The 14237-nt window shown below is 74.9% G+C and carries 12 protein-coding genes; 8 read left to right on the top strand and 4 right to left on the bottom strand.

Annotated elements, in window-relative coordinates:
- Positions 1 to 167: 167 nt before the first annotated feature.
- The 3 genes from WMF17_RS34175 (at position 168) to WMF17_RS34165 (ending at position 3031) form a co-directional block, all read left to right on the top strand.
- Positions 168 to 815, top strand: coding sequence for an RNA polymerase sigma factor (locus tag WMF17_RS34175; protein ID WP_437597467.1), 648 nt, complete (start codon positions 168 to 170; stop codon positions 813 to 815).
- Positions 802 to 2100, top strand: coding sequence for a hypothetical protein (locus WMF17_RS34170; RefSeq protein WP_437597466.1), 1299 nt, complete (start codon positions 802 to 804; stop codon positions 2098 to 2100). The genes WMF17_RS34175 and WMF17_RS34170 overlap by 14 nt, the downstream gene beginning before the upstream one ends.
- A gap of 148 nt (positions 2101 to 2248) precedes the next feature.
- Positions 2249 to 3031 carry a hypothetical protein gene (locus tag WMF17_RS34165; protein ID WP_437597465.1) on the top strand — a complete coding sequence of 261 codons (783 nt, stop codon included), beginning with the start codon at positions 2249 to 2251 and terminating at the stop codon, positions 3029 to 3031.
- A 17-nt stretch (positions 3032 to 3048) separates the two neighbouring features.
- Here the strand turns inward: WMF17_RS34165 and WMF17_RS34160 are convergent, their stop codons facing one another.
- From WMF17_RS34160 to WMF17_RS34150, 3 genes are all read right to left on the bottom strand, one after another.
- Positions 3049 to 3351 carry a hypothetical protein gene (locus WMF17_RS34160; protein WP_437597464.1) on the bottom strand — a complete coding sequence of 101 codons (303 nt, stop codon included), beginning with the start codon at positions 3349 to 3351 and terminating at the stop codon, positions 3049 to 3051.
- Positions 3352 to 3797: 446 nt separating this feature from the next.
- On the bottom strand, positions 3798 to 4412 hold the full coding sequence (locus WMF17_RS34155; protein WP_437597463.1) for a TonB family protein: 615 nt from the start codon (positions 4410 to 4412) through the stop codon (positions 3798 to 3800).
- 59 nt (positions 4413 to 4471) lie between these two features.
- A complete protein-coding gene (locus tag WMF17_RS34150) occupies positions 4472 to 6748 on the bottom strand; it encodes an ArnT family glycosyltransferase (protein ID WP_437645213.1) in 2277 nt (758 codons plus the stop codon).
- 198 nt (positions 6749 to 6946) lie between these two features.
- Here WMF17_RS34150 and WMF17_RS34145 point away from each other — a divergent pair, with 198 nt between their 5' ends.
- The 5 genes from WMF17_RS34145 to WMF17_RS34125 all read left to right on the top strand — a co-directional run bounded on the left by WMF17_RS34145 (position 6947) and on the right by WMF17_RS34125 (position 12615).
- The gene (locus WMF17_RS34145) at positions 6947 to 7606 is read left to right on the top strand and encodes a Uma2 family endonuclease (RefSeq protein ID WP_437645211.1); all 660 of its coding nucleotides are present in this window, start codon (positions 6947 to 6949) and stop codon (positions 7604 to 7606) included.
- Positions 7607 to 7752: 146 nt separating this feature from the next.
- Positions 7753 to 9507 carry a hypothetical protein gene (locus tag WMF17_RS34140; RefSeq protein WP_437597460.1) on the top strand — a complete coding sequence of 585 codons (1755 nt, stop codon included), beginning with the start codon at positions 7753 to 7755 and terminating at the stop codon, positions 9505 to 9507.
- Positions 9508 to 9545: 38 nt separating this feature from the next.
- Positions 9546 to 10373, top strand: coding sequence for an HmuY family protein (locus tag WMF17_RS34135; RefSeq protein WP_437645210.1), 828 nt, complete (start codon positions 9546 to 9548; stop codon positions 10371 to 10373).
- A complete protein-coding gene (locus WMF17_RS34130) occupies positions 10370 to 12022 on the top strand; it encodes an MXAN_6640 family putative metalloprotease (RefSeq protein WP_437645208.1) in 1653 nt (550 codons plus the stop codon). Before WMF17_RS34135 ends, WMF17_RS34130 begins: the two co-directional genes overlap by 4 nt.
- Before the next feature lie 167 nt (positions 12023 to 12189).
- Positions 12190 to 12615 carry an STAS/SEC14 domain-containing protein gene (locus WMF17_RS34125; protein WP_437597456.1) on the top strand — a complete coding sequence of 142 codons (426 nt, stop codon included), beginning with the start codon at positions 12190 to 12192 and terminating at the stop codon, positions 12613 to 12615.
- Positions 12616 to 12617: 2 nt separating this feature from the next.
- Here the strand turns inward: WMF17_RS34125 and WMF17_RS34120 are convergent, their stop codons facing one another.
- Positions 12618 to 14207 (bottom strand): S8 family peptidase, encoded by a 1590-nt coding sequence (locus tag WMF17_RS34120; protein ID WP_437645206.1) that lies wholly within the window; start codon positions 14205 to 14207, stop codon positions 12618 to 12620.
- Between the last annotated feature and the right edge of the window lie 30 nt (positions 14208 to 14237).

Genomic DNA, 14237 nt, shown 5'->3' with positions numbered 1-14237 from the left:
TTGTGCCCGAAGCCCCGTGCGCCACGGGGTTGCCGCGCGCTCCCGGCGCGGGCGAGGCGACCGCGACCCGGTGAGGGGGTCGGCGGCGTGGAGCGACGCGGGCGCCCCGGCGACGATTCAGGAAACTGCCGGCCGGCTCGTGTGTGATGGCAGCAAGGGACCCGTCCTTGCGCAGCCACGACCTCGCCTCCTCGGACGTCGCCGAGGTGCTCCGTCCGCTCTCCTGCGAGCAGCGGTCGGATGCGCCTCCGCCCGGCACGGCCTCCGGGCGCCCGGCCGAGGCGGCGCCGGCCTCGCGGTCGGCCGGGGCGGTCGAGGCGCTCTACCGCCGTCACCACCGGCTCGTGCACCGGCTGGCGCTCCGTTACGGCAAGGGAAACCTGGCGTGGGCCGAGGACGTCACGCAGGACGTCTTCCTCGACCTGTTCAAGGCGCTGCCCATCCTCACCGATCTCGACGACCTCGAGGGCTGGCTGTACCGGGCCACCACGAACCGCTGCTTCAACCGCCTCCGGCGCGAGCGCTTCCTCGCGCTCGCCCCGGTGCGCTGGCTGCTCGGCGAGCACCAGCAGGAGCCCCGGCCGCCCGACGTGCTCGCCATCGCCCGCGACGACCTCCGGCGCGCGTTCGACGCGCTGAACGCGCTGCCGATCAAGGAGCGGATCGCGTTCTCGATGTACTACCTCGACGGCAAGGAGCAGGAGGAGATCGGGCGGGTCCTCGGCCACTCGAAGAGCTACGTCTGCAAGCTCATCCAGCGGGCGGTGCAGCACGTCGGCGGCGCCGGATGGAAGGTGGATCATGGCGACGTCTGAGCGCGACGACCTCGTCGCGCAGCTGCGGGCGCTCGACGAGCAGCTCGCCGGCGTGGCGCCGCGGCCCGAGCTCGAGGCGCGGCTCCGCGCGCGCCTCAGCGCCCCCGAGGCGGGCCCGGCGCGGTCCGCGCTGCGGGGCGCGGTCTGGGGCCTCCGGCGCCCGATCGCGGTCGCCCTGGTCGCGGCCGCGGCGCTCGCGCTCGGCCTTGACGACGGCACCCGGCGCGCGGTGGAGCGCTGGGGCGTGGCCGCCCGCAAGCTGGCCGCGCCCGCCGATCCGGTCGCCGGCGAGCCCCGCGCCGACGGCGGCCGAGCGGAGCCCGGTCCCGCGCGGCCCAGCGTGTCCCCGCCGCCCGCGCCGGTGGCCCCCGCGCCCGCCCCGCGCCGCCGCGCGCTCCCCCTCGATCCGCGCCTGCGGACCGAGGACGCGCCGCTGGCGGACATCGAGGGCCCGCCCCGGGCGGCGCCGGACAGCTCGCCTGGCCCGAGCCGTACGCCCGTGCAGCCGAGGCGCGGGCGCGCGCTGGCGCCCCGCGACGCCGGCGATCTCGGGCCGCCCGATGTCCGCGAGCTGCCGCTCTTTCCGGTGCCCCGGCCCGAGGAGCGCGGCCCCGGCGCGGCCGGGCGTGCTGGCGACGAGGAGACCGCGCGCGCGGACGACGAGCAGCCCGCGAGCACGCGCGACGAGGAGGGCGCGCCCCGCGAGCCGGCCGAGGCGCTGGACACCGAGTGCACCGACGCCGAGACGCTGAAGGAGAGGGCGCGCGGCGCGTGCGAGGGCGCGTTGCGCGAGCTGGCCGAGGTCGACCTGCGCGACGCCTGCGGCGACGGGCTGTTCCGGCGCGTCGAGTACCGCTGCGTCGAGCCGGTCGAGTGCATCTCGGGCACGCTCGGCGACGGGGTGGCCTGCCAGGACCCGAGCGCGCTGATCGCGCAGGGCACCCCGATCTGCGAGGAGGCCGGGCTGGTCCTGCGCGACCTCCAGTTCGACAAGAGAGATTACGAAGTGTGCGGCGGGGGCGTGCGCGAGGCGACGTACCTGTGCTGCCCGCCGTGGCCGGCGCCGCCGCCGGAGGAGCCGCCGCCGCCTCCGCCGCCGTGGGACGGTCCCGGCTGCACCGCCGGCCTGCTGGGCGACGGGGCGACGTGCGAGGACCCGACCGCGCTGAAGGACGAGGCCTCCGCGATCTGCCAGGCGCTGGGGCTGCCGCTCCGCTACTTCGATGCCGCGAGCATGCCGTGCGGGGCGGGAGCGCTCCGGGCGGTCTATGCCTGCTGTCCGTAGCCGAGGTCCGCACGAAACGACGCGTGTCCAGGAAACCGGAGCTCTCCTCGCGGTTGGATCATGGCGAATGACGACGCGGCGCCGCGCGATGCAGCGGGCCGCGCGTCACAGCCATCCTCGCGGCTCACGGCGAGGCCAGGGAGATCTCATGCGATTTGATCATTGGTCGATTGCCGTCCTCTCGGTCGCCGGCGCCGCGCTCCTCGCGGGTTGCTCGACCGGTACCCGGTCCGGCGATGGCCTCGACGCGACCACCGCCGGGCAGGGCGCGACGCCCGGAGCCGAGGCGGGCGCGACGCCCGGAGCCGAGGCGGGCGCGACGCCCGGAGTCGAGGCGGGCGCGACGCCCGGAGCCGAGGCGGGCGCGACGCCCGGAGCCGAGGCGGGCGCGACGCCCGGAGCCGAGGCGGGCGCGACGCCCGGAGCCGAGGCGGGCGCGACGCCCGGAGAGGAGGAGGCCTGCTCCGGCGGTCTCCTGTTCGACGGGGTGACCTGCGCGGACGACTGCACGAGCGGTGTCCTGGGTGACGGCGTGACGTGCCAGGACCCGAGCACGCTGATCGCGCAGGGCACCCCGATCTGCGAGGAGGCCGGGCTGGTCCTGCGCGACCTCCAGTTCGACAAGGGAGATTACGAAGTGTGCGGCGGGGGCGTGCGCGAGGCGACGTACCTGTGCTGCCCGCCGTGGCCGGAGCCGCCGCCGGAGGAGCCGCCGTCGCTTCCGCCGCCGCTTCCGCCGCCGTGGGAAGGTCCCGGCTGCACCGCCGGCCTGGTGGGCGACGGGGCGACGTGCGAGGACCCGACCGCGCTGAAGGACGAGGCCTTCGCGATCTGCCAGGCGCTGGGGCTGCCGCTCCGCTACTTCGATGCTGCTGCGAGCATGCCGTGCGGGGCGGGCTCGCTCCAGGCGGTCTATGCCTGCTGTCCGTAGCCGGACTCCCGTCTTGGCTACGGCCCCGGGACGAGCTCCCTGGCGATGCGCTCCACGCTCCGCATCAGCGCCTTGATCTGATCGCCGACGACCGGACCGGCGTCCTCCACGAGCCCTTCGATCTGCTCGAGCACGGGCGGCAACCCCTCCGCGGTGACCTCGTGGATGCGCTCGCCTCCGAGCTTCGCCTCGATACGGGCGAGCTCGTCCTTGAGCTCGCCCAGCGCCTGGGACACATGCTCCCTGTTCAGCACGTGCTCGTGGCGCGAGAGCTCATAGGCTATCGCGAGGGCGCTCCGGACATCCCGCTGAACTTCCATCCGCTCCATGCTTCTTCACCCGTGCCGTCCCCGGCGATAGTGGATCTCGAACGCCGACCGGCCGCGGGCATCGCGCCGCCCCGGCCGCCGGTACATCCATCCATGAGATATGGTCTGCCTGGGCCGTCTGCTGATCGTGCCCACGGCGTGGATCAGGCGGTCGGCCGTCGCCTTTCAGCGTTCATCGCGTCAGCGTTCCAAAGCTCCGCGGTCCGAATGCTCCGCGCCAGCGCGTAGCAGCTTCCGTGCCCTCGACGGCATGGGCGCTCTGCTCGGCCGAGCCCGGGCGAATGCATCGCACGGGCGCGCGCGCTCGGCGTGGCCCGCGCGGACGATCCGCCTCGGGTGGCGCAGATCGCCAGGCGCTGGCCGCCTGTGGCGGAGCGGCCGTTCGTTGGAGCCGGCGACGCCCGGGCCAGCCGTGCTCTCGCTCCCGGGGCCCTCTCTCAGGGCTGCAGCAGCTCGACGCCGCTGAACTCGATGGGAAAGGTGATGACGGTCGTCATCCCGCCTTGCGGCGGGGGGAACTCCATCTTCTCGAACGCATCGGCCACGCAGCGGTCGACCTGCTGGTTCTTCGCCGTCGACCTCACGACGTCTGCCTTGTTGACCTTGCCGCTCGGGCCGATCGTCGCCTTGACGGTCACCTTCCCGACGAACTTCGGCGAGCTCTTGACGCCGATCTTGTAGCACTCGTCGAACTGCTCGCCGTATTTCTCCACGATGTCGCGGACCTGCGCTTCCGAGATGCTGCCCCCCAGCGTCCCGGTCGCGGTGGCCGCCCCGGGCTTCACGTTCCCGTCGCCCTTCGGGGCGGCCCGCTTCGGCGCGGCCGCCTCGACCGGCACGGCCGCCGCGGGGACCTGCGAGGACGGCGGGGGCGCCTCGCTGCCGGCGGGCGTCGGGCCCGCCGTCGTCAGGGACGTCGTGCCGGTCGGCTCGGCGGATGTCGTGCCCGCCGGCTCCGGCGGTGCGGGCTGCGCCGGCGCCTGGGCGGGTGGCGGCGCGCAGCCGGCCGCGAGCGCGAGGACCAGAACCAGACCTGTTCGGCGAGAGCTCATGCCCGAAGGTAAAACCGGAACGCGGGGCCTTGTCCACGAGGATGGAGGCGCGTCCCCGCTCAGCGCAGCCGCAGCACCTCGACCTCCGGCGCGCCGCCGCTGTCGACGAGCCGCGGCGCGCGACCCCGGCCGCGGGCCCTCAGCGACGCCCAGAACACCTCCGTCCCCGGTCGCTTCCGGATCGGCACCGGATCGGCATAGAGGAAGCCCGCCCTCCAGCGCTGCGGCGAGATCGCCGTCGGGAGGCCGACCTCGCGATCGACAGGGTCCGCCATCGTCGTGGACAGCGGGGCGCGCTCGACGACCCGGGAGCGCACCGTGAGCGCCACGTCGCTCGCCGCGGGCCCGCCCGCGCGCACGACGATCGTGAGCAGCGAGCGCGCGCCCTCGTGGAACGTCGTCCCGAGCAGCTCCGTGCCGTCGTCGAACCGCGCCCCGAGCGGCGTGAGCGCGGCGGTGATCTCCGCGAGGAGCGCCGCCGCGCGCGCGTCGTCGCCCGCCGCCAGCGCGATGTTGTGCGCGATCCGCTTCTGTTCCAGCGTCTCCGGCGGCCCGGCCGGCGGCTCCGCCGGCTGTCCGAAGTGCGCGCGGAGCTCCCACGTGAGGAACGGGTCCGGCACGATCTCGCGCTCGGGCTCGGTGCCCGAGACGAGGTACCAGGCGAGGAGCCCCGGCTCCCGCTCGCGGAAGGAGAACGCCTCGATGCCGCGCGCCCCCTGCGCCGGCGGCGCGACCGCCCCGACGCCCGCGCCGAGCGCCCAGAACGGGCCCACCGCCGTGATGTCGAAGCGCCGCGCGAGGCTCGCCTGGTCCCGGTCGAGCAGGAAGCGCGTGTCCGCGAGGTAAGCGCCGCGCGGCGGCGTCTCCTTCGGCGCGGGCCGGGTCGGCTTCACGACGCGCCCGCCGAGCGCCCAGACCTGGGCCCAGGTGGCCTTCATGCCCTCGTGCATCTCGACGGGCGCGTCCTCGGGCAGCCTCGGCGCGAGCCAGCGCAGGAACGCCGTCTTCGCCCCGTCGGAGTGGATGAGGTGCCCCCGCTCGTTGAAGCGCCCGCCCGTCTCGCGCGCGTACCGCAGCGCCGGGAGCCCGTCGCGCAGGACGGCGGCGAGCGGCGCGAGCCACAGCGCGAGCGCCACGAGCGCCGGCCCCGCGGGCGGCGGCGCAGCGCCGGGGGCCCGCGGCGCGGCGGCGGCGCGCTCGAGCAGCGCCGCGCCGGTCTCGACGAGGGCGGCGGCGGCGAGGGCGAAGTAGGCCCCGAAGTAGTGCGGCCAGAAGATGTGGATGTCGGCGCCCTGGCGGAAGACGACGTACTGCACCGTCGCCGTCGCGAGGTAGAGCAACGGCAGCGCGTCGTGCTCGCGCCGGAGCAGGACGAGCCGCGCCGCGCAGACGATCGCGGCGAGCTTTCCTGCGGCGATGGCGATCGGCGTGAACGAGAGCTCGATCCAGTACCGCCGGCTCGCGAGCACCTTGGCGAGCGGCTCGGCGTTGCCCGAGGAGCGGAACCCGTAGCTCCCCAGGAGGTCGCCGAGCTTGCCGGCCTGGTGGAACAGGGCGAGGTAGAGCGCGGCGGTCAGCGCGGCGAGGAAGGCGGTGAGCACCCACCACTGCGCGTAGCGCCGCTCGTGGATCGGGCCGAAGAAGCGCTTCGGGAGCAGGTAGGCCCGGATCGCTCCGAACGTGAGCAGCCCGCCCGTGAGCACGAACGCGGGCCAGTCGGCGTGCATCCCGAGCGCGAGCCCGAGCGCGCTCACCGCGAGGTAGCGGCGCCGGGACGTCTGCGTCAGCCGGACGTATCCCCAGAGCCCGAGCAGCGTCCAGGCCATGACCGGGACCTCGAGCGCGTTGAGGTTCGCGAACGCCAGGGTGATCGGCAGGACGACGAACGACGCCGCCGCGGCCGCCCCCGCGGCGGGGCGGTAGACGCTCCGGCCGATGGCGTAGAGCAGGGGCGGCGTCGCGGCGCTCAGCAGGACGGCGGGCAGGCGGCAGATGACGTCGTGCCGCCCGAAGACCTCCATGAACGCGGCGGTCGTCCAGAAGATCCCCCAGGGGTGGTGGCAGTAGTACATCGCCGGCGCCGGCCGGCTCGCGGTGTACTCCCACACGGGCCCGAGGATCTCCCAGCGGAGCATGTTCTCCGCGATGATCCCGACGCCCGCCGACGACGCGTAATGGCCGGCGAGGAGGGGCCCGAACATCTCCCACGCGGCCGCGAGCGCGAACCACGCCGTCGCGACGGCGGTGACGGCGAGTGCCGCTCGGGTCTCGAGGCGGGAGGCGACGGGGAGGCCGCGCAGATCGGCTGGGCGAGGGGCGGGGCGCGGGGGGAGCAACTTGCGCGCAGCCTACCGTCGATGGGGCCTCCGGGAGAGGTGAGAAGCTCCCGCTGCGCCGCCCGGTCGAGATGGGGCCGCCCCCCTCGGGAGGCCGCGCCGGCAGGTCGCGACCTCTCCACCGTGGGGCGCCCGCGCAGCGGGGCCGGCGGCGAGGCGCCACACTCCCTCCCGAGCGCCTCGTGGTAGCTTTGGACCATGCACCAGGGCGCAATCGACAAGGTCCCGCCCGGCCGGCCCATGACCCTCGCCGAGTGGGAAATCATGCCGGAAGACGAGCCGGGAGAGCTTGTCGGCGGACGCCTCGTGGAGGAAGAGGTGCCTGACTTCGTGCACGAGCTGGTCGTCGGCTGGCTCATCGAGACACTGCGACGCTGGCTCGCTCGGACCGGCGGGTTCGTGTTCGCCTCCGGGGCCAAGTTCGCGCTGCAGGGCACGTGCGGCCGCAAACCGGACCTCTCGGTGTTCCTCCCGGGCGAGCCCAGGCCTCCCCGCCGGGGTGCCGCGCGCACCCCGCCCGCCGTCATGGTCGAGGTCGTCTCCCCGACGCCGCGGGACGTGCGGCGCGATCGCGTCGAGAAGGTGAAGGAGTACGCCTCCTTCGGCGTGCGGTTCTACTGGATCGTGGACCCGCAATTCAGGACCGTCGAGATCCTCGAGCTCGACGCGAGCGGCCGCTACACGCACGCGGCGAGCGCCGCGTGCGGGGTGCTCGGAACCGTGCCCGGGTGCGAGGGGCTGTCGCTCGATCTCGACGCGCTCTGGTCCGAGGTCGATGGCCTGCTCGGCGAGGAGGAGCCGCCCGTCTCCAGCCCGGAGGACGAGGCCTCCGGCCCGGAGGACGGACAGGACCGCTGACCTGCGGATCCTCCGGAGCGCGAGCGGCCGCCCCAGGCACGTCCCGCGCGCCACGCTCCCGGTGACGCGCGGCCGCCATGGGCCCTGCGAGGCGAGCGGCCGAACGGAATCCCCGAGCGGTTCCGAGATGGTAGCTTCCCGCCACCTTGGGTACCCCCTCCCTCCCGGCGGAGCCTCCGGCCGCGCCCGGCCCCGCGCGCCGCGCGCAGCTCTCCGGCCTGCTCCGCCGCGCCGCGGGCGCCGCGCGCCGCGCGCTCTCCGGCCCGCTCCGCCGCGCCGCGGGCGCCGCGCGCCGCGCGCCCCTCGGCGCGGCGCTCGCGCTCGTCGTCGTCGCCGCGTCCGTTTATGTGATCGGCGTCCCGCTCGCGGTCGTCCGCTATCCGCCGATGACCGATCTCCCGTTCCACGCGGCCCAGACGGCGGCGCTCGGGCACTACCTCGATCCGGCGTGGCACTTCCGCGAGCAGTTCACGCTCCAGCCGCTCGCGGTCCCGTACCTGTCGATGTACGCGCTCGGCGCCCTGCTCATGCTCGTCCTTCCGCCCGTGGCCGCGGTGAAGGTCGCGGCGGCGGCGATGCTCGCGCTCCTGCCCGCGGGCCTCGCCGTCCTCTTCCACGGCCTGAAGCGGAGCCCCCTGCTCGGCGTCCTCGGCCTCCTCCTCGTCTGGTGCAACCTCACGCACTGGGGCTTCCTCAACCACATGGGCGCGCTCGGCCTCTTCGCGATGGTCGTCGGCCTGACGCTCCTGCTGCTCGATCGCCCCTCGCGCGGCCGCCAGATCGCGCTCGCGCTCGCGCTCGTCGCGCTGTTCTTCACCCACGTCTTCCGCTTCCCGTTCGCGATCGCCGCCGTGGTCGGCGCGGCGATCGTGGTGTTCCCGGCGACGCGGCGGCTCCGCCCCATCGCGCTGCCGCTCGCGCCCTCGCTGCTCCTCTTCGCCGTGTGGCTCGCGGTCCGGACCGACACCCTCCACGGCGCGCCCTTCGCGCCCGCGCTCCACTGGGAGCGGCTCGGCGAGATCCCCTCGCTCCTGTTCACGAGCTTCACCGATCCCGCCGAGGCGGCGGCGGCCCACCGGGCGGCGCGCCTCGTGCTCGCCGCGCTGCTCGTGTGCGCCGGAGGCGCCGCCGCGCAGCTCGCCGGCGCCTCCGTCGCGCCGGCGTCCTCGCCCGCCGGCGCCTCCGCCGAGCCGGCGCCCGCGCTCGCCGCGGACGCGCGGCGGCGGGCCTTCGCGCGCCTCGCGGCCCTCGTCCCGGTCGCCTGCGCGGCGGTGTTCCTGGGCCTGTTCCTCAGCCTGCCGCTGCAGATCGGCCTCTGGTGGTACGTCTACCCGCGCGAGATCGTCGCGGCCCTGTTCCTCGCCCTCGGCGCCTTCCCGGACCTGCCGCGCTCGCCCTGGCTCAAGGTGCCGGCCGTGCTCGCGCTGTCGGCCGCGGCGATCTCCCTCGGCGCCGTGGTGCGCGACAACTACCGCCGCTTCGACCACAGCACGCGGGACTTCGACGCCATCATCGCCCACATCCCGCGCGCGCCCAGGCTGCTCTACCTCGTCTTCGATCACGGCGGCTCGACCCGGTCGACGACCCCGTTCATCCATCTCCCCGCCTGGGTCCAGGCCACGCGGGGCGGCTGGCTCAGCTTCCACTTCGCCGTCTGGGACGCCTCGCCGGTCGCCTACCGGCCTCGCTCGGAGCCGGGCGCCGTCGTTCCGCCGCCGACGCCGCTCCGGTGGGAGTGGACGCCCGAGAAGTTCGACGTGCGGCGCCACGGCGCCTTCTTCGACTGGTTCCTCGTCCGCCGCCGGGCGGGGGCCGATCACCTCTTCGCGAAGGACCCGAGCATCGTCCCCGTCGATCGCGTCGGCGACTGGTGGCTCTACCGCCGCAGCAGCGCGCCGTAGCGGGCGCCCCGGCCCGGGCTTCTGTTACGATGCCGCCCATGCGCTCCGTCTCAGCGTCCGCTCGCCGCGCCGCCGGCATCGGCCTGCTCGCCCTGTGCGCCTGCGGCTCCGACGACCCGCCGAGCCCGCCCGGCGCCGGCGGCGCGGGAGCAGGCGGCGGCGCGAGCGCGGGGGGCGGCGACACCACCGCCGCCCCGGAGCCCGCGTGCTCGCAGCCGACGCCGGTGCCCTGCGAGGACGACGTCTTCCAGCAGATGAACCTCCAGCCCGCCGTGGCGCCCGGGGAGCTCAGCAACGAGCAGGACGGCGAGGGGTACCGCACCCTCGTCGATGCCACCGCGGGCGGCGCCTTCGCCGCCGAGCCCGACGCCTACGTCTATGCCCGGTTCACCGACGCCGGCCTCGAAAAGGTCGAGATCTCCGACGAGGCGTCGCTCGGATCGATGGACTGGGACGTCGCCTTCCGGCGCTACGTGGTGCGCATCAACAGCGGTCACTCCGGCCCGTCTTGCGTGATGGCGGCGCGGCTCCCGGGCACGCCGGACTACGACGCGCTCGTCGAGGCCCCCGGCGAGCTGAGGCTCCGCAGCGATGAGTACTTCACCGAGAGCTGCGAGCTCATCGCCGACGGCTCCGGGCTGGAGTCCCCGGCGACCGCGCTCTCCGGTTACTGGAAGTACCCCGGCTGCGTGGAGATGAGCGGCGTCGTCTACGTTGTCCGGCTCGCGGACGGCCGGAGGCTCAAGCTGACCGTCACGCACTTCTACAACGAGGAGGCCCAGGCGCAGTGCCAGGAGACCGGGATGGTCGAGATGGGGGACACCGGCGCCGCCAACCTCCAGCTCCGGTGGGCCTTCCTCCCGTGACCCGGCCCTCCGGCGCCGGGCGCCCCGCCTCCGCGCGGCGCCGCCGCGCCGGGGGTGCCGCGGCCCGGCTCGCGCCGGCGCTCGCCGCCTTGGTGGCACCGGCGCTCGCGGCCTGCGCCGGCGATGCGCCTGCAAGCGCGCTCGACGGGCCCGCCGCGGCGCCGCTCGATCGGCCCGATACGCGCGGCACCGACCTCCAGTTCCGGTTCGATCCGGACGACGTCGTCGAGACCTTCGCGTCGGCCTCCGGGAGCTTCCTTGTCCATTTCGCGCGCGAGGGCCGCTGCGCCGTGCCCGGCGAGGACGCCGACGCGACGGGCGTCCCCGACTTCGTCGAGGAGGTCGCCGCCATCTACGACGAGGTGATCGTCCACTACCGCGACGTCCTCGGCTTCCGGCCGCCGAGGAGCGACGAGGACCTCCCCGACAACGGCGGCGACGGCCGCTTCGACGTCTACCTCGTCGACTTCGCCGGCGTCGGCGACGGGGTGTTCCGCGTCGACGCCTGCGACCCGGACGGCGAGGACCGCTGCGCCGGCTTCATGACCCAGGAGAACGACTACGCCGGCTACGACTATCCGTCGACGCGCACCGCGAACCGGATCCTCGGGAGCCACGAGCTCTTCCACGCCGTGCAGGCGGCCTACGATCACGGCCAGGACACGCCGATGATGGAGGGGAGCGCGGTCTGGGCGACAGAGTCGTTCGACCCCTCGCTGCAGGACTTCGAGGGCTTCGTCGGCGGCTACCTCTCGAACACGGATCGATCGCTCGACGTGCCCATCGCCGGCCCGCTCGACCCCTTCAGCTACGGGAGCGCGCTCTTCTTCCAGTTCCTCGAGGAGCGCTACGGAGACGGCACGGTCCGCTCGCTCTGGGAGCGCGTCGAGGACGACGCGTTCGGCGAGGCGGATCCCGTGTGGTTCGAGCAGCTCGACCCCTTGCTCTCCTCGAGCGCGCAGGCGACGTTCGCCGAGGCGTTCGTGGAGTTCGCCACCTGGAACCTGCTCACCGGGCTCCACGCGGATCCCGGGCGCTCCTACGCCGCCGGGGCCGGCTACAGGGGCCTCGCCCCGCAGCAGGTCGCGGCGCCCCACGCCGGCCGGCTCCGCGTCTTCCATACTTCGGCGCAGTACTTCAGCGTCCGGCCCGACGGGCGCGCGACCATGACGGCCGCGCTCGCCGCGCCCGCGGAGGATCCGGCGCAGCGCGACGGCCTCACCCTGCTGCTCGCGGCGCGGCGCGGCCGCACGTACGGCGAGGTCGTGCGCGCCGTCGACGTGGCCTCCGGCGCCGAGCTCGTCGACACGGCCGACGCCGACGGCCTCGCCGTGATCGTGGTGAACGACCTTCAGGACGGCGAGTCGCGCAAGCCGACGCTGTGCATCGGTACGGCCGACGAGGTCGCGGCGTGCCGGGCCGTCGTCGTGGAGGGCGGTGGCGGGGGTGGAGGCGGCGGCGCCGGCGCCGCCGGAGGGGAGGCGCCGCTGGAGGGCGGCGAAGGCGCCGCCGACGGAGGGTGCGGCTGCCGTGTCGGGGCGCCGGCCGCCGCGGCGGGGGGCTTCGCCGCTGCCGGGCGCTGGGCGCTGGGCGCTTCGCTGCTCGCGCTGGCCCTGCGCCGGCGCAGGTTCACGCCCATCCACCGATGATCTCGGCCGGTCGCGCACCCGGCGAGGAGCGCCGTGATCGCGCGGAGGCGCCCGGCCGAGCCGGGTCGTCCGCCGCGGCAGAGGGGCTCCCGGGGCCGAGCGTCGACCGCGCTGACCGTCATGGAAAGCCGGTCCCGCGCTCCACGCGAGAAGCTACCATGCTCCGCATGCGCGACGCTGGTCCCGAGGACGCGAACCTCTCTCTCCGCGAGGATTCGGAGGGGCTCCTGTGCACCGTGGTCGAGGGCGACCTGACGGATGAGATGGCGCGCGCGATCGCCGCCGAGTGCAAGCGCCTCTCGGACGGCGGCCGCGAGGTCCTCGTGCTCTGCGATTCGCACCGCACCGGCACCATCTCACCGTCCGCGCGCAAGGTGATGGCGAACGAGCTGCGCGCCGTGCGCTTCGACGCGATCGCGATCTTCGGCGCGAGCTTCGCCGTGCGCGTCATCTCCACGCTCGCGGCGAAGAGCGTGCAGATCCTCACGCAGCAATCCTATCCGGTGCACTTCTTCGATACGGAGGCCGAGGCGCGCGCGTGGCTCCTCGCGCAGCGGAACGCGGTCCGCGCCAGGCGACGGCCGATCGCATGACGTCACCCGCCGCGGCGCGCGCCTGCCGCGCGCCGCCGGCGCGCCGCGGCGAGGCCGAGGAGCGCCGCGATCGCGAGGCCGCGCCGCTCGCCCGGGGGCGCGCCGGCCGCCGCGCACGCGCAGCCGGCCTGCTCGTCGCCGCCGGCGTCCTCGCCGCCCTCGTCCGGCGGCGGCGGCTCGTCCCCGAGCACCTCCCTGAGCGCCGCGACCGGGTCGATGATCCCGTGCCCGAAGATGGGATCGTGCCCGTTCTCGTCGGGAATGGCGTACGGCGCCGGCCGCGCCGTGCGGATCAGGATGTCGTAGAGCTCGACCGAGGTCCGCTCGGGCGCGGCGCTCACGAGCAGCCCGGCGATGCCGGCCGCGACCGGGCACGCCGACGAGGTGCCCCCGAACAGCGACGTGTAGTCGTCCGGGCTGTCCCCCTCGCGCCCGGCGATATCGGTGCTCAGCGTCCCGGTGGGCGCGACGAGATCGAGAGAGCTCCCGCGGTTCGTGAACGACGTCTCCTCTTCCAGGTGGTTGACCGCGCCCACGTTGAGGACGCCCCGCACCGCCTGGATCTCGTCGTCGAGGATCTCGCGGTCGTCGTTGCCGGCGGCGAAGAGGACGAGCGCCCCCTTCCCGTCGCGCCCGGCGTCGAACAGGCGGTCGATCGCGTCCTCGACCACCCGGGGGACGGGCATCGGCTCGGCGTATCCCCAGCTGTTGGAGACGACGGCGGCGTTCACCTGCAGGGCGAACTCAAAGGCGTCCACCGAGGTGGAGATCGGCTGCGCCTCGTCGTCGAGCAGCCGCACGCACCGCAGCCTGCACTCGGGGCAACCGCCCGCGATGCCGACGCCGTTGTCGGTGTCGGCGGCGACGAGGCCCGCGCAGGCGGTCCCGTGGTTCACGCCCGCTGCGCCCGGCTTGTAGGTGGGATCATCGTCGCGATCGATGACGTCCAGGCCCGGATCCATCTTCGAGGCGAGGTCGGGGTGATCGAGGTCGCAGCCGGTGTCGATGACGACCATGGAGGTGGCCGCGTCGCCCCGCGTGCGCCCCCAGGCTTCTTCCATCCTGAGATCGGCGAAGTACCACTGTCCTGGCAGGCGCGGGTCGTCCGGCGTGAACGGCGCGCCGCGCGCCGCGAGGCGCACGTGGAGGTCCGGGATCGCCTCGCGCAGGGAAGCCGGCCGCGCCGCCCCCTGGAGGCGCTCGGCGAGATCGAGGCCGTCGCCGCCGCCGGTGTCCCTGACGAGCCATAGCCCGATCGAGGGCATCAGCGGCCTCACCACCTCGAGTCCCGCGCCGGCGAGCTCGCCCTCGGCGCCCGGGTCGACCTTCACGATCGCGGTCGCGCCCACGCTCGCCTGGACCGTACGGCCATCGGGGTAGTGGAGCCGCACCGGCGAGAGCGAGCCGCCCGAGGCGCCCAGCGCGGCCGGCCCGAGCCGCTCGACGGCGACGCGGCGCCCGCCGTCCAGGAACGAGGGTGTCCTCGCCGAGCCGCTCGCGGCCGGGCGCGGGCTGGCGAGGGCGTCGCCGGTCCCGGCGGCCCCGAGGAGGAGCGCCGCCGAGGAGAGCAGGATAGATGGCTTGCGTCGCATCGCGCTCCTGGATCTACCGGACCGCGCGAC

Source organism: Sorangium sp. So ce362 (genome assembly GCF_051519845.1).
Classification (GTDB): Bacteria; Myxococcota_A; Polyangia; order Polyangiales; family Polyangiaceae; genus Sorangium.
This window is presented reverse-complemented; position numbering and strand designations above follow the sequence as displayed.